Origin of the sequence: Sphingopyxis sp. H053 (genome assembly GCF_001468225.1) — a bacterium.
In the GTDB taxonomy this organism is placed as follows: Bacteria; Pseudomonadota; Alphaproteobacteria; order Sphingomonadales; family Sphingomonadaceae; genus Sphingopyxis.
Genome location: NZ_LNRU01000006.1, coordinates 135,164 through 151,892, shown reverse-complemented (window position 1 = coordinate 151,892; position 16,729 = coordinate 135,164). Strand labels below are relative to the sequence as shown.

Below are 16,729 nucleotides of genomic sequence, written 5' to 3'. Positions count from 1 at the left end.
CGCCGTACCGCTGCGTGATGCGAGGGGGCAAACGTTATGGCCTTTCGACGCTGCAAGCCAGACTTGGGGGTGCGGGTCTTGGGAGCGCGGGTCATGCGGCGGTATCGACCTTCATCTGTCGCCATTCGGCCGCGATCGCGCCGATCGTTTCGAGCGCGTGCGCGAGACGCGGCGCGATTTCGGGGAGCGTACGCCACGCGGGGTCGGCGATCAGCCCGAGTTCGCGGCGGAAGTCATAGCCCGCGACCTTGAGCGGGACGATGCCGTCGATTGCGAGCGAGACGGGCGCTGTGGTGATCCCGATCCCCGCCGCGACCATGCGCAGGCAACGCTCGTCGCTTTCGCTGCGCAGCGCGAAGCGCGGGCGGACGCCGTGGCGCGTGAAGAAGCGGCTGGTCGCATCGAGGAATTCGCACGAGCGGCGCGCGATCATCGTTTCAGCAGCTAGCTCCTCGGGGCCGACCTCGATGCGCCCGGCCAGCGGATGGTCCGATGCGATGAACATCGCGAGCGGTTCTTCATAGAGCGGCATCACATGGTCGCCGCGCTCGCCCGGCCGCAGCGGGACGAGCGCCATGTTGATGCGGCCGCTGCCGAGCGCGGCGCGCAGTTCGGAGTCGCTGTTTTCGACGAGTTCGATCGCAAAGCTCGGCCGCAGCGCGGCGGCGATCGCTTGCAGCAATTCGGCAGGCGCCGAGCGGATCACCCCGAGCTTGAGTTCGCTCGACCGGCGGTCGCTATCGCGCCCGAAGCCGTCGGCGGCGCGAAAGCCGCGTTCGAGATCGCGCGCGATCGGCAGGAAACGCCCGCCCGCCTCGGTCAACCGGATCTGGCGGCGGTTGCGAATGAACAGTGCGGTCCCGACCAGCTTTTCGAGCTCGGCGATGCCCGTCGACAGCGCCGGCTGGGTGACGCGGATGCGCAGCGCCGCCTGGGTAAAGCTGCCGGCGTCGACGACGGCGAGGAACTGGCGGATATGCGTGCGCTTTATCATAAATTTTCTTTATGCCAAATCTCACCTCGTTTCAATTTCCCTATGCTGATATTTTGATGCACACTCGCGCGCAGTCCCGCCCCCTCGATCGATAGGTAATCCATGCGCGCCACCCCCGATTTCGATTTCGCGCTCGGCGAAACCGCCGACATGATCCGCGACACCACCGCCCGCTTCGCCGACGAACAGATCGCGCCGCTCGCCGCCAAGGCCGACGCCGACGACTGGTTTCCGCGCGACGAATTGTGGACGCAGATGGGCGACCTTGGGCTGCACGGCATCACCGTCGAGGAAGAATTCGGCGGGCTGGGCCTTGGTTATCTCGAACATGTGATCGCGGTCGAGGAAGTGAGCCGCGCGAGCGGCGCCATCGGCCTCTCCTACGGCGCGCATTCGAACCTTTGCGTCAACCAGATCCGCCGCTGGGGCAATGCCGAGCAGAAAGCCAAATATCTCCCCAAGCTGATCAGCGGCGAGCATGTGGGCAGCCTTGCGATGTCCGAGGCCGGCGCGGGCAGCGATGTCGTGTCGATGAAGCTGAAGGCCGAACGCAAGGGCAGCGGCTATGTCCTCAACGGCACCAAATTCTGGATCACCAATGCGACACACGCCGACACGCTTGTCGTCTATGCGAAGACCAGCCCCGAGGCGGGATCGCGCGGCATCACGGCGTTCCTGATCGAAAAGGACATGCCGGGATTCAGCATCGGACAGAAGATCGACAAGGTCGGCATGCGCGGCTCGCCGACCGCCGAACTCGTCTTCACCGACTGCGAAGTGTCCGAAGAGCAGGTCATGGGCCCCGAAAATGGCGGCGTCGGCGTGCTGATGTCGGGGCTCGACTATGAGCGCGTCGTGCTCGCCGGGCTGCAGCTCGGGATCATGCAGGCGTGCCTCGACACGGTCATCCCCTACGTGCGCGAGCGCAAGCAGTTCGGCAAGCCGATCGGGTCGTTCCAGCTGATGCAGGCGAAGGTCGCCGACATGTATGTCATGCTCCAGACGGCGCGCTCCTATGTCTATAACGTCGCGAAGGCGTGTGACGCGGGGCAGACGACGCGCTTCGACGCCGCGGGCTGCATCCTGCTGGCGAGCGAGAATGCCGTGAAGGTCGCGGGCGAAGCGATCCAGGCGCTGGGCGGCGCGGGTTACACCAAGGACTGGCCGGTCGAGCGCTACTGGCGCGACGCCAAGCTGCTCGACATCGGTGCGGGCACGAACGAGATCCGCCGCATGCTGATCGGCCGCGAACTGATCGGCGCCGGCGCGTGATCTGGCTGTGGCTGTCGGCCGCCTTCATGGTGACGACGGCCATTGTGCATGGCGCTTTGGGCGAACGGCGGTTGATTGGACCGCTGATGATGCTCGATCAAGGCATCATGGGTGTCGATCTCGCGCGCAGGGTGTTTCGCCTCGCGTGGCACGCGCTGTCGCTTCTGATGCTGGTATCGGCGGCATCGGTCATCTGGCCGGGGACACCGCGCGAGCTGATCCTGCTGATCGGCGCGGCGTGGACCGCAACCGGATTGTTCGACGCGATCTACACGCGCGGCCGCCATATCGGCTGGCCTATCCTCACCGCTTCGGGCGTCTTCGCACTGCTGGGGGCGGCATGAGCGCGCGCGGGCTGGTCCATCATATCGACCTGACGGTCAGCGACCTTGCCCGCTCGCGCGCCTTCTACGAAGCCGTGCTCGGTTTTCTCGGCTACCGGCGCTCGGCCGATCACGACAATGGCAGCGACTGGGACCGCGTCGGCGAGCCCTTCCATTCGATCGGCATCGTGAAGGCGCGCGGCGACGGCGCCGGGCGCACGCATGATCGATACTCGCCCGGCCTCCATCATCTGGCGTGGACGAGCGACAGCCGTGCGGATGTCGACCGGCTGTACGCGCTGTTGCTGGAGATCGGCGCGATGATCCTCGACGCACCTGCCGATTATCCGCGCTATGGCCCGACCTATTACGCGGTCTTCTTTGCCGATCCCGACGGGCTGAAGCTCGAATATGTCCATGGCGCAACGGCGAGCGAACGATGAGCGGATTTCACGTCACCGGGTTCGACCATATCGTTCTTTGCGTCCGCGACGTCGCGGCGACGCGCGCCTTCTACGAGCGCGTGCTCGGCATGACTGCACGCGAGGAGCGGCCGGGCAAATATTCGCTGCAGTTCGGCGCGCACAAGATCAGCCTGCAGGATGCCGCGACCAGCCCAGCCATCGCGCGCGACACGGTGCCGGGCAGCGGCAACTTCTGCCTGCTCAGCGACGCCCCGGTTACTGAGTGGCGCACACATCTGGAATCCCAAGGCGTCGCGATCATCGACGCGGGATTGCGCGATGGCGCGACCGGGACAATCGACTCGCTCTATTTCCACGATCCCGACGGCAATCTGGTCGAGGTCAGCAATCTCATCGAGCCGCGATGAGCGATACATTGCTCACCGCATTGCAATATTATGGTGCCGGCGCGGCGACCCTCGCGGCACTCGTTGTGTCGCTCAACCTCGGGCGGCGCTGGACCGGCTGGGCGTTCGTCGTCTTCGTAACGAGCAGCGCCGCGCTGATCGGCTGGGGTTTCCTGCAGCCCGATAGCGAGGGTATCGGGTGGCAGAACATCGCGCTGCTCGTCATCAACGCGATCGGCGTCTATCGCTACCTGATCCTGAAGGAAAAGCCCGGCGCGCCGTCCGGTGAGGGCGAGGCGAAATGACGCCCCGCCCTTCCCGTTTCTCAACCCCAGACGCGGACGCGCTTGTCGGGCGCAAGGTACAGCTTGTCGGTCGGCTGGACGTTGAACGCCTTGTACCATGCGTCGAGGTTGCGCACTGTCAGCGCGCGGTACATGCCCGGCGCATGACCGTCGGTCGCGACGCGCGCGCGCAGCGCCTCGGCGCGCATCTTGGTCGCCCAGGTCTGCGCAAAGGCGATGAAGAAGCGCTGGTCGCCGGTGAAGCCGTCGATCACCGGCGCTTCCTTGCCGCCGAGCGAGGCGCGATAGGCGTCGTACGACGCCTGCAGCCCCGCAACGTCGGCGATATTTTCGCCCAGCGTCAGCTTGCCGTTGACCGCGAGGTCGGGGAACGGCTTGTAGGTGTCGAACTGCGCCGCAAGCGCATCGCCAGCGGCGTCGAATTTCGCCATATCCGCCGGGGTCCACCAGTTGCGCAGCGCGCCGGTCGAATCGAACGCCGCGCCATTATTGTCGAAGCTGTGGCTGATCTCGTGCCCGATCACGGCGCCGATCGCGCCATAGTTGAACGCCGGGTCGGCCTTGGCGTTGAAGAAGGGCGGCTGCAGGATCGCGGCTGGGAAGTTCAGCGCGTTCTGGACGGGCAGGTTCACCGCGTTGACGGTCTGCGGGACCATCCACCATTCACCCTTGTCCATCGGCTTGCCGATCTTGGCGAGCTGGTGCGCATATTCGGCCTGTTGCCCCGCAACCTCGTTCGCATAGGCATTGGCGCCGACGGTGTAGCTGCCGTAATCGCGCCAGGTATCGGGGTAGCCGACGCCGACCGCGATCGTTTCGACCTTCTTGATCGCTTCCTTCTTGGTCTCGGGCGCCATCCAGTCGATCGTGTTCACGCGGGTCGCGAAGGCCGCCTTGATGTTCTTCACCATGTCGCCGACTTCGGCCTTGGCCGAGGCGGGGAAATATTTGTCGGCATAGGCTTTGCCCACCGCATCGCCGAGATAGGTGTCGAGCGCGTCGAGCGCGCGCTTGTCGCGGCTGCGTTGCTGCGGAGTGCCCGCCATCGTCGTGCCGTAGAAGGTGAAGTGCGCGCCATCGATCGCGCTCGGCAGCACGTCGGCGTGGCTGTTGATCTGGTGGAAGGCGAGCCAGTCCTTCCACGCGTCGAGCGGTTCGGACGCGACGAGCGCCGACAGGCCGGTGATCGCGTTCGCGTGATAGGCGCCGAACTTCGCCGCGCCGTCAAGCTTCGCGGCGCTCATAAACGCGGGCCAATCGATGCCGGGCGCCTTCTTGGCGAAATCGGCCTTCGCCCAGACGTCGGCCGATTTGGTAAAATCCTCGCTCTGTTCGCGCGTCGCGTGGGCCTTCGCGATCTTGACCTCGAGATCGTAGATGCGCTTCGCCTTCGCAGCGGCGTCGCTCTGACCCGCGGCGGTCAGCAGCTTGGCGATATAGGCTTGGTACGCGGTGCGGATGCTCGCCATCTTGGGGTCGGCCGACAGATAATATTCGCGCTCGGGCATGCCGAGCCCGCCCTGCAGCAGATAGGGGATGACCTCGCCCGGGGTCGCGAGCCCCTGCGTCACGAAGACGCCGAAGAGATTCTCGGTGCCGAAATCGGTCGCGTTCAAGGGGTCGACGTCGGCGCGGAGCTGCTCGCCGAGGACCTTCGACAGCGCGGCCTTGTCGGTGATCGCGGCAAAGCGTGCGAGGTCGGCGGCGACGGGCTTCATGCCCGCGGCGTCGATCGCCTTGGTGTCGGTGTAAGCTTTATAGAAAGCGGCGATGCGGCCCTCGTTGGTATCGGCGGCTGCGTCGCCCTTGACGATCGCATCGACCAGTTCGCGGTTCCGCTTTTCGGTTTCGAGCTGCGCGACGTAAAAACCACCGATCGACGAGCGGTCGGCGGGGATTTCGGTCGTCTTGTCCCAATTGCCGTTGGCATAGGCGTAGAAGTCGTCGCCGGGCTTCGCGGCGGTGTCCATCGCGGTCTTGCTGATCCCGATTTCGGTGCCGACGGTGTAGGCGGCGGAGCTGTCCTTGCCGCTGCTACAAGCGACGGGGCCCGCGAGAATTGCGGCGGTGGACAGAAGAACGGCAAAGACAGCTTTTTTCATGGAAATGACCTTGTTTTGTCACGGATAGGCAGGCGGCCGACGCGTGCGAAAAACTGGTTTCAACGCCAACCATTTTCGGCCTGCTGCGCTTTTCAATCGACGAGCGACGGGTTAGTTCCGCACCGACTTCCAGGAGAGATGATACAGTGAGCGCACCGGTTCTAGGCACCAGCATCAACGCGGACAGCGACGAATATCGCACCTGCAGCGCGCATAACCGTGCGCTGACCGACGCGCTGCGCTCGGCGGTTGCCGAAGCGGCGCTCGGCGGCAACGAAAAGTCGCGCGAGCGGCACACGAGCCGCGGCAAATTGCTGCCGCGCGAGCGCGTCGAACGGCTGCTCGACCCGGGCGCGCCCTTCCTCGAAATCGGCCAGCTGGCGGCGAACGACCTCTACCATGGCGAGGTGCCGGGTGCGGGCCTCATCTGCGGGATCGGGCAGGTGTCGGGACGCCAGTGCATGATCGTGTGCAACGACGCGACGGTGAAGGGCGGCACCTATTACCCGATGACGGTGAAGAAGCATCTGCGCGCGCAGGAGATTGCCGAGGCGAACCGCCTGCCCTGCATCTACCTCGTCGACAGCGGCGGCGCGAACCTGCCGCATCAGGACCAGGTGTTTCCCGACCGCGACCATTTCGGGCGCATCTTCTTCAATCAGGCGAATATGTCGGCAAAGCGCATCCCGCAGATCGCGTGCGTGATGGGAAGCTGCACCGCGGGCGGCGCCTATGTTCCAGCGATGTCGGACGAAACGGTGATCGTGCGCAATCAGGGCACGATCTTCCTCGCCGGCCCGCCGCTGGTGAAGGCCGCGACGGGCGAAGAAATCAGCGCCGAGGACCTTGGCGGCGGCGACCTGCACGCGAAAAAGTCGGGCGTCGTCGATCATCTCGCCGAAAATGACGAACATGCGCTGACGATCGTGCGCGACATCGTCAGCCATCTGGGCGCGGACAAGGGGTTCGAGGTGCCGATGAAGGCCCCGCGCCCGCCCAAATATGACGGCGAAGAGCTGTACGGCGTCGTCCCCGACGATGTCCGCGCGCCGTACGACGTCCACGAGGTGATCGCGCGCATCGTCGACGCCAGCGAGTTTCACGAGTTCAAGGCGAATTACGGCGCGACGCTCGTGTGCGGTTTCGCGCATATCTGGGGCATTCCGGTCGCGATCCTCGCGAATAACGGCGTGCTGTTCAGCGAAAGCGCGGTGAAGGGCGCGCATTTCATCGAACTCGCGCAGCAACGGCGCATTCCCCTGCTCTTCCTCCAGAACATCTCGGGCTTCATGGTCGGCGGAAAATATGAGGCCGAAGGCATCGCCAAACATGGTGCGAAGCTGGTCACCGCCGTCGCAACCGCAACGGTGCCCAAGATCACGGTGCTGATCGGCGGCAGCTTCGGCGCGGGCAATTACGGCATGTGCGGGCGCGCCTATAGCCCACGTTTCCTGTTCAGCTGGCCGAACAGCCGGATCAGCGTGATGGGCGGCGAGCAGGCGGCGAGCGTGCTCGCGACCGTCCACCGCGACGCCGACAAATGGACGCCCGAGGAGGCCGAAGCCTTCAAGGCGCCGATCCGCCAGAAATATGAGGATGAAGGGAATCCCTATCACGCGACGGCGCGCCTGTGGGACGATGGCATCATCGACCCCGCGCAGACGCGCGATGTGCTCGGGCTGGCCTTTTCCGCGACGCTGAACGCCCCGGTCGAGGACCGCGGGTTCGGCGTGTTCCGGATGTGATGATGCGCGACCGGCTCTTCCTTCTCGATCCGCTGTTCGAAGACCCGGCATTGCCCGGGCGGAATTTCTATTGCCGGGATTGCATTACCGTCGACGGGTTGCTCGCGGCCTATCCCGAACAGGCAGCAAAGCTCGACATCATCCGCATCGGCTATCCGCGTCCACGAAATGCCGTGATCGCCGCGATCGGCGCGGCGAACCAGAATCTGCCCGTGCTGGTGTTAGCCGATGACGCGCCCGGCGAGCTTGCCGACGGCGAGCATGGAGGCACACGCTTTGTCGGCGATTTCAAACGGCTGCTGCACGCGCTGCACGTCCGCCACGGCTTTCCGGAGGCGCATCCATGATCGCGCGGCGCTGGCATGGGATCGTCCCCAGGGGCAAGGCCGAAGCCTATTTCAGGCTGATGCTCGACGTCGCGATTCCCGACTATCGGTCGGGCGCGGGCAATCGCGGCGCCTGGTGCCTTCGACGCGCCGAGGGTGATGTCGTCCATTTCGAGATGCTGACCTTCTGGGACAATCTCGAGGTGATCGAGGGCTTTGCCGGCACGCCGGTCGACGCCGCCAAATATTATGATTTCGACGATGACTTCCTGATCGAAAAGGAAGCGCATGTCCTGCATTTCGAAGTGAACGGAACCCTATGATCCAGTCCCTCCTCATCGCCAATCGCGGCGAAATCGCCTGCCGCATCATCCGCACCGCGCGCGAAATGGGTATCCGCACCGTTGCGGTCTTTTCGGACGCCGACGCCAGGGCGCTGCATGTGCGCGAGGCCGACGAGGCGGTGCATATCGGGCCGTCGCCGGCGCGTGAGAGCTATCTGATCGGCGAGAAGATCATCGCCGCAGCGAAAGCGACCGGCGCCGATGCGATCCATCCCGGCTACGGCTTCCTGTCCGAAAACGCCGAGTTCGCGCAGGCGGTGGCCGATGCCGGACTGATGTGGGTCGGACCGAAGCCTTCGTCGATCACCGCGATGGGTCTGAAGGACGCCGCGAAGAAGCTGATGGCCGATGCCGGTGTGCCGGTGACGCCCGGCTATATGGGTGAGAATCAGGACCCCGCCTTCCTCGCCGAACAAGCGGCCGAGATCGGCTATCCGGTGCTGATCAAGGCGGTCGCGGGCGGCGGCGGCAAGGGGATGCGCAAGGTCGATGCGGCAGCGGATTTCCTCGACGCGCTCGCCTCATGCCAGCGCGAGGCGGCGGCGTCGTTCGGCAACGACCATGTGCTGATCGAGAAATATATCCTGACCCCGCGCCATATCGAGGTGCAGGTGTTCGGCGATACGCACGGCAATGTCGTCCACCTGTTCGAGCGCGACTGCTCGCTGCAGCGCCGCCACCAGAAGGTGATCGAGGAAGCCCCAGCCCCCGGAATGGACGAAGCGACACGCGCCGATCTCTGCGCCGCCGCGGTGCGCGCGGCGAAAGCGGTCGACTATGTCGGTGCGGGCACGATCGAGTTCATCGCCGACGCGTCGGAGGGTCTCCGCGCCGATCGCATCTGGTTCATGGAAATGAACACGCGCCTGCAGGTCGAGCATCCGGTGACCGAAGAGATCACCGGCGTCGACCTGGTCGAATGGCAGCTCCGCGTCGCGTCGGGCGAGCCGATCCCGCTCGCGCAGGACGAACTAGCGATCAACGGCTGGGCGATGGAAGCGCGGCTCTATGCCGAGGATCCGGCGAAGGGCTTCCTGCCCTCGATCGGCACGCTCGAACTCTTCCAGCTCCCCGAGCATATCGGCCGCGTCGATACCGGCGTTTATGAAGGCGCCGAGGTCTCGCCCTTCTATGACCCGATGATCGCGAAGGTCATCGCCTGGGGCGAGGACCGCGAGGAAGCGCGCGAACTCTTGTCGGAGATGCTGGAGGACAGTGCGATCTGGCCGGTGAAGACCAATTCGGCGTTCCTGATCAACGCGCTCGATCATCCCGATTTCGTCGCCGGCACCGTCGACACCGGCCTGATCGGCCGCGACGGCGACGCGATGACCGAAGAGCCGGTGCCGACAGCGCAGGCGCTGACCAACGCCGCGATGGCGATGGTGCCGCGGTCGCTGCAGTCGGGCTTCCGCCTCAACGCACCCGATGTGCGCTCGGCGCCCTTCCTGCTCGACGGCAAGCGCGTCGAAGTCGAACTGCACGGCCCCGGCGCCGAGGAGCCGTCTCCAGCGATGCTCGTTGCGGAGGGTGGTTCGGTCTGGCAGTTGACGCCGTGGCGTGCCGAAGCAAGCGCGGGCGTGGGTGCAGGCGACGGCGCGATCCTGTCACCGATGCCCGGCAAGGTCATTGCGGTCGAGGTCGCGGCAGGCGACAAGGTGACCAAGGGGCAGAAATTGCTGACGCTCGAAGCGATGAAGATGGAGCACAGCCTGACCGCGCCGTTCGATGGCGTCGTCGCCGAGCTCAACGCATCGCCCGGCGCGCAGGTGCAGGTCGAGGCGCTGCTCGCGCGGATCGAGGCGGCGGAGTGAGCAACCTCGTCCTTCGCGACGCGGCGGTGGCGGACCTTCCCGCCATCCTCGCGATGCTCGCCGAAGAGACGATCCCGCCGGGGCGCGAAGCCGATCCGTCGGACCCGCGCTACCTTTCGGCTTTCGCGGCGATCGACGCCGATCCGAACCAGCGCCTGATCGCCGCCGAACTGGACGGACGCGTGGTCGGGACGATGCAATTGAGCTTCCTTCCCGGGTTGTCCTTCATCGGCAGCTGGCGCGGGCTGATCGAAGCGGTCCGCATCGTGGCCGACCTGCGCGGGCAGAAGCTCGGCGAGCACATGATCCTGTGGGCGGTCGAGCAATGCCGCGCGCGCGATTGCAAGCTCGTCCAGCTCACATCGTCGGCGACCCGCACCGACGCGCATCGCTTTTACGCCCGACTCGGCTTTGTCCAAAGTCATGTCGGCATGAAACTCCATCTAAGGGACTGAACATGGCAGGACGCTTTTTCGACGAATGGGCCATCGGCGATACGCTGACCCACGACATCCGCCGCACGGTGACCGAGACCGACAATCTGCTGTTCACCGTGATGACGCACAATCCGCAGCCTTTGCACCTCGACATCGAGGCGGCGAAGGCGTCGGAGTTCGGGCAGATCCTCGTCAACGGCACCTTCACTTTCAGCCTGATGGTCGGGCTGTCGGTCGGCGACACGACGCTCGGCACGCTCGTCGCGAACTTGGGGTACGATAAGCTGGTGATGCCGAAGCCGGTGTTCATCGGCGACACGCTGCGCGCGACAAGCGAAATCATCGGCCTCAAGGAATCGAAATCGCGGCCGAATGCGGGGATCGTGACCTTCCTCCACCGTGCGATCAATCAGCGCGATGAACTTGTCTGCCAGTGCGAGCGTTCTGCCCTTGTCCAGCGGAAGGCCAGCTAATGCGACTTCGTTCCCTCCTCTTCGTCCCCGGCGACCGCCCCGAGCGTTTCGCCAAAGCCGCCGCGTCGGGCGCCGATGCGATCATCCTCGACCTGGAGGATTCGGTGTCGCTCGCGAACAAGGAAGCCGCGCGCCACGCGATCGCCGACTATCTGGCGGGAACGCGCGAAGTCGTGACGCTGGTGCGCGTCAACCCGCTCGACGGGCATCTGACCGCCGCCGACGTTGCCGCGATCGCCGCGGCGCGGCCCGACGCGATCATGCTGCCCAAGGCCGAAGGCGCGCCGAGCATCGCACAGCTCGACACGATCCTGCGCAGCGAAGCCGCGCGCGATGCCACGCTACCGCCGATCCTGCCGATCGCGACCGAAACCGCTGCGGCGATCTTCACGCTCGGCAGCTATCGCGAGGCGAAGGACCGGCTGCTCGGGCTGACCTGGGGCGCCGAGGATCTGCCCGCCGCGATTGGCGCGACGACGAGCCGCGAGGCCGATGGCAGCTACACCTCGCCCTATGAGGTCGCGCGCGCGCTGACGCTGTTCGCCGCCCATGCCGCGGGCGCCGCGGCGATCGACACAGTGTTCCCGGCGATCAAGGACGAGGCGGGACTTTCTGCCTATGCGGCGCGCGCACGACGCGACGGCTTTACAGGGATGATGGCAATCCATCCCTCGCAGGTCGAGGCGATTAACGCCGCCTTCACGCCGTCGGCGGAAGAAGCCGCGCGCGCGCAGGCGATCGTCGATGCCTTCGCCGCCAATCCCGGGGTCGGCGTGTTGCAGGTCGACGGCAAGATGGTCGACGCGCCGCACCTCAAGCAGGCGAAGCATATTCTTTCGCTGGCGGATTAGGGCAACCCGCTATTCCCGTTCGTGTCGAGCGAAGTCGAGACACCCATCGAGATAGCGCCACGCCGAGGGGCATCTCGACTTCGCTCGATGCGAGCGGAATTTTAGTTCGATTTGCGCCCGAAGGGCCGGTGGTGCTTCATCCAGTTGCGGCCACGGTGCCAGCTCTTCTTGAGGCCGCGTTCGGTGAAGCCTTCGAACATCGCATCGGGACTAGTCGGATCGAGCACCTCGTTCTCGGCAATGAATTCGTCGAACGGCCCTGGCGCGACAAGGTCGAGCAGTTCGAGCGAACGCCCCTTGCCGCGCAGCGCCTCGATCGTGTCGATCAGCGAGCCGGTGCGCTTGAACGTCGCCGCGACCTCTTCTTCCTTCACATCGAGATGCTCGGCGATCAGCGACGTGCGCAGCCGTGCGATCGCGGGTTCAATGTCTTTATTTGCTGGCAGCGCGGCGTCGATCGTCACGTCGCACTCGCTGTCGAGCCCCATCGACCGGTTGTTCATATTCGCCGAACCGACGCGAATCATGCGGTCGTCGACGATCGCAGTCTTCGCGTGGACATAGATCGGCTCGCCGCGCCTCGTGCGCGGATAATAGACTTTCAGGCGGTCGCCATGCTTCGCCTTCGCAATCTCGCGCACCAGTTGCACGCGCGCGGCGTCCATCGCCATCTGCTCGAGCCAGCCGTCGGCGGTCTGCGGCATCACCATCACGAATTCGGGCGGCTCATCCTCGTTCAGCCGCGCCGAGAGGGCGGCGGCGATCTTGCCGGAGGTGAAATATTGATTTTCGAAATAGATGAAGCGTGTCGCAGCCGCGATCATGTCGAGATAGAGCTGCTCGATCTCGTGGATTTCCTCATAGCCCTCATATTCGGCGCGCGTGCGCGAGATCGCGACATCGACGCCCTCGAAATCGGGTTCGAGATCATCGGGCCAATTCTCGCCATCACCCTTGACGTCGCGCAGCGGCTTTTTGGTCGCACGCTGCCAGCGCTCGTTGCCGAGCTCGGCGAGCGCGTTGCCGACGGGACCGGCGAGGATCATCGTCGAATCGTGCCAGGGCATATAGGCTTTACCGTCGGGCGCGGTGCGGTGCGCGTCGCCGTCCTTGTGATCGCGCGTATCCCAGCGGCGCGCGCCCACGTCGATCCCGCCGCAGACCGCGAGATGATCGTCGAACACCGCGACCTTCTGATGATGGCTGCACCCGACGGGATGCGCGCTGTCGAGGCGAAAGCTGATCGCGCGCGTCAGTTTCCAGCGTGCGATCATCGACAGGATGCGCGGCATCGCAAATTGCTTCAGCCCGCCGAAATTCCAACGCAATATGTCGATGTCGCGGTCAGGTTTTTCCTTGGCGAGCCGCAGCAGATAATCGCCGAGCGGTTCACCCTTGCCCTGCTTGTCGGGCTTCAGCGCGATGCGCGGATCGAAATCCCAGCCGATGAGCAGGATGCGCTCTTTCGCCTCGGCCATCAGCCGTTCGAGCAGCGCATAATAATCCGCCGCATCGACGATCATCCGCGCCTTTTCGGCGCGTTCGATGCGCCAGCAATTGCGGCCTTCGACGACGATTGGTGATAGCTCTGTCCCCATCGCCGCCACCACGCATGATGGCGGCGATAGTTGCAAGGGCTAACGTCAGGCTGAGACGAACTGTTCGGGCGTCAATGCCATCATCGCGTCGCTGCCCGCCTCGATCTTGCGGCGGAGCGAGCCCGCGTCGGGCAGGAAGCGTTCGGCGAAATAGCGTGCGGTGACCAGCTTGGCTTCTAGGAAACCCTTGTTGCCGCGGCCTTCGGCGAGCGCCTTGCCCGCCGCTTCGGCCATCATCAGCCACATCGAGCCGAGCGCGACGATCCCCAGGATATGCATATAGTGATGCGCGCCGGCGCCGACATTGTTCGGGTTCGCCATGCCATTCTGCATGAACCACATCGTCGCGGCCTTGAGCTCGCCATTGGCTTTTTCGAGACGCGCCGCGAAATCGGCGAGCGCGTCATCGCCCTTGGCGCGCGCGCATTCCTCGTCGACGATCGCGAAAAATGCCTGGATCGCGCGCCCGCCATTCTGCGCGAGCTTGCGGCCGACAAGGTCCATCGCCTGCACGCCGTTCGCGCCTTCATAGATCATCGTGATGCGGGCATCGCGGACATACTGGCTCATGCCCTGTTCTTCGATATAGCCGTGGCCGCCGAAAACCTGCTGCGCGTTGGTCGCGACTTCATAGCCCTTATCGGTGCCAAAGCCCTTGATCACCGGGGTGAGCAGGCTGACAAGATCGTCAGCGCGCTGGCGCTCTTCCTCGCTCTCGGCGACATGCGCGAGATCGACCTGCAGCGCGCCCCAGGTGCACAGCGCGCGCAGCCCCTCGACCGTCGCCTTGCCGTCCATCAGCATGCGGCGGACGTCGGGGTGGACGAACAGCGGATCGGCCTTTTCCTGCGGGTCCTGCGGACCGGTGAGCGCGCGGCCCTGGCGGCGGTCTTTCGCATATTGGACCGCGTTCTGGTGAGCGACGTCGGCCTGGCCGAGGCCCTGGATGCCGACGCCGAGGCGCGCGGCGTTCATCATCACGAACATCGCGGCGAGGCCTTTATTCTCCTCGCCGACCATCCAGCCCTTGGCGCCGTCATAGTTCATCACGCAGGTCGAGTTGGCGTGGATGCCCATTTTGTGCTCGATCGACCCGCACGACAGCGTGTTGCGTGTCCCGAGCGAGCCGTCTTCATTGACGAGGAATTTGGGCACGATGAACAGCGAGATGCCCTTGACGCTGTCGGGCGCGTCGGGGGTCTTTGCGAGAACGAGGTGGATGATGTTGTCGGTGAGGTCGTGCTCGCCCGACGAGATGAATATCTTGGTGCCGGTGACGGCATAGCTGCCGTCACCGTTCGGGACCGCGCGGGTGCGGATCATGCCGAGGTCGGTGCCGCTGTGCGGTTCGGTCAGGTTCATCGTCCCGCCCCATTCGCCCGAAATCATGCGGGGGACATAGGTCGCCTTCTGCTCGTCCGATCCTTTGACGAGGATCGCCGCGGTCGCGCCCTGCGTCAGCCCCGGATACATGGCGAACGCCTGATTGGCGGCGTTGCGATATTCCTCGACCGGAAATCCGATGACGTGCGGCAGCCCCTGCCCGCCGAATTCCTCGGGGGCGGTCAGCAGACCCCAGCCGGCTTCGGAATAGGCCTTATACGCTTCCTTGAAGCCCTTGGGCGTCGTCACCGAGCCGTCGTCGTGGCGCGTGCAGCCTTCGAGGTCGCCCGACTGGTTGATCGGAAACAGCACTTCCTCGCAGAATTTGCCCGCCTCGGTCAGCACCGCCTCGATCATATCAGGGGTCGCGTTCGCGAAACCGGGCAGGTTCGAATAGCGCTCGATCCCGAGCACGTCGTTGAGAAGAAAGAGGGTGTCCTGCACGGGAGCGCGATAGACGGGCATGGGTTATCCTTCTGAAAAGCAGCTAACAATGTCACACTTGCCCGGGGAGAGGCTCAGGCCGGCTTATTGGCCGGCGTCGACTTTTTTCACCATGTCGATGAAACGTGACAGCTCATCTACAGCGCTGTCAATATCGTCGCGCTGGCGTTGCAGCAAGCCGATGCGCTGTTCGCATTTCTCGATCGTCACCTGCCGCTGCAGCTTACGGCCATCGCCGACGTCGTAGAGGTCGATCATCTCGCGAATGTCGGCAAGGCTGAAACCCGTGCGCTTGGCGCGCAGGATCCATGCGAGGCGGGCGCGGTCGCGTTTCGAATAGATGCGCGACAATCCCTTGCGCGACGGGCTGATCAGCCCTTCATCCTCATAGAAACGCAGCGCGCGGGCGGTGACCCCGAACTCGGTCGACAAGTCGGTGATGCTGAATTGTTCGCGCCCCAGATGGTCGGGCGTATCGATATGGGCGTGGCCATATTGTTCGGTCATGCCGGTGAAACTAGTTTCCGTTGACGTGAACGTCAAGCCCGGCAGAGCGGGTCAATTCGGGGCAGGTCCGCCCTCGCAAGGACGCTGCATATTGCCGTCTCGATCGGTAATCCGCAAGTCCCCCGCGTCGCTTGCCGACCAGCTTGCGCGCGGCAGGCGGAGCCCCGCGAGCGAGGCGCGGCCGGGGCACAGGCGGCGGCATTGCGGCGGCAGCTTTCCGGGCAAGCGAAGCTCATCCTCTTCCTCATGCACAAATGCTTCGCAGCCATCGGCGCCGGCAAAGCGCATCCGCCAGCCGCGACCCTCGCGAACCATCGTTCCGCTGGCGGCGCACGAGAGGCTGGGACCGAAGGCGGCGGTGACGGCGAAGCGCCATTTCCCGGCGCCATCGGGAACGACGCACATCGCATCGCGGCCAAGATCGTGCGCGCGCTCGAACACGCCGACCGGCGTCGCGGCAGCGGAGTGCACGACGCCGCGCTGACGCGCGGTCACTTCAAGCGGGTTGCCAGTGTCGATCCCAGTGGCGCGCTCGTCCGGCGCAGGCCGCCCGCACGCCGCGAGCAGCAGAACCGCAAGCGCGGCAGCGTCAACCTTGCGCATCGTCCGCCAGGAAGGTCAGGCCGCCATCGGCCTCGACACGGCGATAAAAGCAGGATCGGCGACCCGTGTGGCAGGCGGGGCCCGCCGGCTTCACGCGGAGCAGCAGCGCGTCCTGGTCGCAATCGACGCGCATCTCCAAGACCGTCAGGCCGTTGCCCGACGTCTCGCCCTTGCGCCACAACGCAGCGCGCGACCGCGACCAGAAATGCGCCTGCCCCGTCGCGCGAGTCTGCTCGATCGCCTCGGCGTTCATATGCGCAACCATGAGCAATATATGGCTGTCGGCGTCGACGACGATCGCCGTCACCAGTCCGGCGGCGTCGAAACGCGGAGAAAATCGGTCGGTCGTGTCGCGCTGATCATCCATAAACCGCGCTTTAGAGCAGGTTTGAAGCCA

General features: G+C 64.9%; 19 protein-coding genes. 12 read left to right on the top strand and 7 right to left on the bottom strand.

Annotation, left to right across the window (positions count from 1 at the left end; translation table 11 throughout):
* Positions 1 to 91: 91 nt before the first annotated feature.
* Entirely contained in the window at positions 92 to 994 is a 903-nt protein-coding gene (locus ATE70_RS13170; protein ID WP_058538365.1) for a LysR family transcriptional regulator, read from the bottom strand.
* Between the two features lie 102 nt (positions 995 to 1,096).
* Between ATE70_RS13170 and ATE70_RS13165 the strand changes: the two genes are divergently transcribed.
* From ATE70_RS13165 to ATE70_RS13145, 5 genes are read left to right on the top strand one after another with little or no spacing between them, the layout of a single operon-like run.
* The gene (locus tag ATE70_RS13165) at positions 1,097 to 2,266 is read left to right on the top strand and encodes an isovaleryl-CoA dehydrogenase (protein WP_037515154.1); all 1,170 of its coding nucleotides are present in this window, start codon (positions 1,097 to 1,099) and stop codon (positions 2,264 to 2,266) included.
* Positions 2,263 to 2,610, top strand: coding sequence for a hypothetical protein (locus tag ATE70_RS13160; RefSeq protein ID WP_058538364.1), 348 nt, complete (start codon positions 2,263 to 2,265; stop codon positions 2,608 to 2,610). The genes ATE70_RS13165 and ATE70_RS13160 overlap by 4 nt, the downstream gene beginning before the upstream one ends.
* Positions 2,607 to 3,032, top strand: a complete 426-nt coding sequence (locus ATE70_RS13155; RefSeq protein WP_058538363.1) for a VOC family protein — start codon at positions 2,607 to 2,609, stop codon at positions 3,030 to 3,032. The genes ATE70_RS13160 and ATE70_RS13155 overlap by 4 nt, the downstream gene beginning before the upstream one ends.
* On the top strand, positions 3,029 to 3,421 hold the full coding sequence (locus ATE70_RS13150; protein ID WP_058538362.1) for a VOC family protein: 393 nt from the start codon (positions 3,029 to 3,031) through the stop codon (positions 3,419 to 3,421). The genes ATE70_RS13155 and ATE70_RS13150 overlap by 4 nt, the downstream gene beginning before the upstream one ends.
* Positions 3,418 to 3,705 carry a hypothetical protein gene (locus ATE70_RS13145; protein WP_058538361.1) on the top strand — a complete coding sequence of 96 codons (288 nt, stop codon included), beginning with the start codon at positions 3,418 to 3,420 and terminating at the stop codon, positions 3,703 to 3,705. The genes ATE70_RS13150 and ATE70_RS13145 overlap by 4 nt, the downstream gene beginning before the upstream one ends.
* A 20-nt stretch (positions 3,706 to 3,725) precedes the next feature.
* On the opposite strand, the gene ATE70_RS13140 is transcribed toward ATE70_RS13145, so the two are convergent.
* Positions 3,726 to 5,807 (bottom strand): M13 family metallopeptidase, encoded by a 2,082-nt coding sequence (locus ATE70_RS13140; RefSeq protein WP_058538360.1) that lies wholly within the window; start codon positions 5,805 to 5,807, stop codon positions 3,726 to 3,728.
* Positions 5,808 to 5,953: 146 nt separating this feature from the next.
* Between ATE70_RS13140 and ATE70_RS13135 the strand changes: the two genes are divergently transcribed.
* The 7 genes from ATE70_RS13135 to ATE70_RS13105 are packed head-to-tail and all read left to right on the top strand — an operon-like array spanning position 5,954 to position 11,797.
* A complete protein-coding gene (locus ATE70_RS13135) occupies positions 5,954 to 7,552 on the top strand; it encodes a carboxyl transferase domain-containing protein (protein ID WP_058538359.1) in 1,599 nt (532 codons plus the stop codon).
* Positions 7,552 to 7,899, top strand: coding sequence for a DUF3088 domain-containing protein (locus ATE70_RS13130; protein ID WP_058538358.1), 348 nt, complete (start codon positions 7,552 to 7,554; stop codon positions 7,897 to 7,899). The genes ATE70_RS13135 and ATE70_RS13130 overlap by 1 nt, the downstream gene beginning before the upstream one ends.
* The gene (locus ATE70_RS13125; protein ID WP_058538357.1) at positions 7,896 to 8,201 is read left to right on the top strand and encodes a hypothetical protein; all 306 of its coding nucleotides are present in this window, start codon (positions 7,896 to 7,898) and stop codon (positions 8,199 to 8,201) included. Before ATE70_RS13130 ends, ATE70_RS13125 begins: the two co-directional genes overlap by 4 nt.
* Positions 8,198 to 10,036: an acetyl/propionyl/methylcrotonyl-CoA carboxylase subunit alpha gene (locus ATE70_RS13120; protein WP_058538356.1), complete on the top strand. Its 1,839-nt coding sequence runs from the start codon at positions 8,198 to 8,200 to the stop codon at positions 10,034 to 10,036. Before ATE70_RS13125 ends, ATE70_RS13120 begins: the two co-directional genes overlap by 4 nt.
* A complete protein-coding gene (locus tag ATE70_RS13115) occupies positions 10,033 to 10,491 on the top strand; it encodes a GNAT family N-acetyltransferase (RefSeq protein ID WP_058538355.1) in 459 nt (152 codons plus the stop codon). Before ATE70_RS13120 ends, ATE70_RS13115 begins: the two co-directional genes overlap by 4 nt.
* A 2-nt stretch (positions 10,492 to 10,493) precedes the next feature.
* A complete protein-coding gene (locus ATE70_RS13110; protein ID WP_058538354.1) occupies positions 10,494 to 10,946 on the top strand; it encodes a MaoC family dehydratase in 453 nt (150 codons plus the stop codon).
* Positions 10,946 to 11,797 (top strand): HpcH/HpaI aldolase/citrate lyase family protein, encoded by an 852-nt coding sequence (locus tag ATE70_RS13105; RefSeq protein ID WP_058538353.1) that lies wholly within the window; start codon positions 10,946 to 10,948, stop codon positions 11,795 to 11,797. Before ATE70_RS13110 ends, ATE70_RS13105 begins: the two co-directional genes overlap by 1 nt.
* A 101-nt stretch (positions 11,798 to 11,898) precedes the next feature.
* On the opposite strand, the gene ATE70_RS13100 is transcribed toward ATE70_RS13105, so the two are convergent.
* The 5 genes from ATE70_RS13100 to hisI form a co-directional block, all read right to left on the bottom strand.
* A complete protein-coding gene (locus tag ATE70_RS13100) occupies positions 11,899 to 13,395 on the bottom strand; it encodes a phospholipase D-like domain-containing protein (protein ID WP_058538352.1) in 1,497 nt (498 codons plus the stop codon).
* Between the two features lie 45 nt (positions 13,396 to 13,440).
* Positions 13,441 to 15,243, bottom strand: a complete 1,803-nt coding sequence (locus ATE70_RS13095) for an acyl-CoA dehydrogenase C-terminal domain-containing protein (protein WP_058538351.1) — start codon at positions 15,241 to 15,243, stop codon at positions 13,441 to 13,443.
* Positions 15,244 to 15,306: 63 nt separating this feature from the next.
* The gene (locus ATE70_RS13090) at positions 15,307 to 15,729 is read right to left on the bottom strand and encodes a MerR family transcriptional regulator (RefSeq protein WP_056375045.1); all 423 of its coding nucleotides are present in this window, start codon (positions 15,727 to 15,729) and stop codon (positions 15,307 to 15,309) included.
* Positions 15,730 to 15,780: 51 nt separating this feature from the next.
* Positions 15,781 to 16,332 (bottom strand): hypothetical protein, encoded by a 552-nt coding sequence (locus ATE70_RS13085; RefSeq protein ID WP_058538350.1) that lies wholly within the window; start codon positions 16,330 to 16,332, stop codon positions 15,781 to 15,783.
* The gene (gene hisI, locus ATE70_RS13080) at positions 16,319 to 16,699 is read right to left on the bottom strand and encodes a phosphoribosyl-AMP cyclohydrolase (protein WP_058538349.1); all 381 of its coding nucleotides are present in this window, start codon (positions 16,697 to 16,699) and stop codon (positions 16,319 to 16,321) included. Before hisI ends, ATE70_RS13085 begins: the two co-directional genes overlap by 14 nt.
* Positions 16,700 to 16,729 lie beyond the last annotated feature (30 nt).

What these genes read in the sequence shown, in the direction of transcription:
- ATE70_RS13170 (WP_058538365.1), bottom strand. Translation starts at nt 994, where the DNA reads ATGATAAAGCGCACGCATATCCGCCAGTTCCTCGCCGTCGTCGACGCC.
- ATE70_RS13165 (WP_037515154.1), top strand. Translation starts at nt 1,097, where the DNA reads ATGCGCGCCACCCCCGATTTCGATTTCGCGCTCGGCGAAACCGCCGAC.
- ATE70_RS13155 (WP_058538363.1), top strand. Translation starts at nt 2,607, where the DNA reads ATGAGCGCGCGCGGGCTGGTCCATCATATCGACCTGACGGTCAGCGAC.
- ATE70_RS13150 (WP_058538362.1), top strand. Translation starts at nt 3,029, where the DNA reads ATGAGCGGATTTCACGTCACCGGGTTCGACCATATCGTTCTTTGCGTC.
- ATE70_RS13145 (WP_058538361.1), top strand. Translation starts at nt 3,418, where the DNA reads ATGAGCGATACATTGCTCACCGCATTGCAATATTATGGTGCCGGCGCG.
- ATE70_RS13140 (WP_058538360.1), bottom strand. Translation starts at nt 5,807, where the DNA reads ATGAAAAAAGCTGTCTTTGCCGTTCTTCTGTCCACCGCCGCAATTCTC.
- ATE70_RS13130 (WP_058538358.1), top strand. Translation starts at nt 7,552, where the DNA reads ATGATGCGCGACCGGCTCTTCCTTCTCGATCCGCTGTTCGAAGACCCG.
- ATE70_RS13125 (WP_058538357.1), top strand. Translation starts at nt 7,896, where the DNA reads ATGATCGCGCGGCGCTGGCATGGGATCGTCCCCAGGGGCAAGGCCGAA.
- ATE70_RS13120 (WP_058538356.1), top strand. Translation starts at nt 8,198, where the DNA reads ATGATCCAGTCCCTCCTCATCGCCAATCGCGGCGAAATCGCCTGCCGC.
- ATE70_RS13110 (WP_058538354.1), top strand. Translation starts at nt 10,494, where the DNA reads ATGGCAGGACGCTTTTTCGACGAATGGGCCATCGGCGATACGCTGACC.
- ATE70_RS13105 (WP_058538353.1), top strand. Translation starts at nt 10,946, where the DNA reads ATGCGACTTCGTTCCCTCCTCTTCGTCCCCGGCGACCGCCCCGAGCGT.
- ATE70_RS13100 (WP_058538352.1), bottom strand. Translation starts at nt 13,395, where the DNA reads ATGGGGACAGAGCTATCACCAATCGTCGTCGAAGGCCGCAATTGCTGG.
- ATE70_RS13095 (WP_058538351.1), bottom strand. Translation starts at nt 15,243, where the DNA reads ATGCCCGTCTATCGCGCTCCCGTGCAGGACACCCTCTTTCTTCTCAAC.
- ATE70_RS13090 (WP_056375045.1), bottom strand. Translation starts at nt 15,729, where the DNA reads ATGACCGAACAATATGGCCACGCCCATATCGATACGCCCGACCATCTG.
- ATE70_RS13085 (WP_058538350.1), bottom strand. Translation starts at nt 16,332, where the DNA reads ATGCGCAAGGTTGACGCTGCCGCGCTTGCGGTTCTGCTGCTCGCGGCG.
- hisI (WP_058538349.1), bottom strand. Translation starts at nt 16,699, where the DNA reads ATGGATGATCAGCGCGACACGACCGACCGATTTTCTCCGCGTTTCGAC.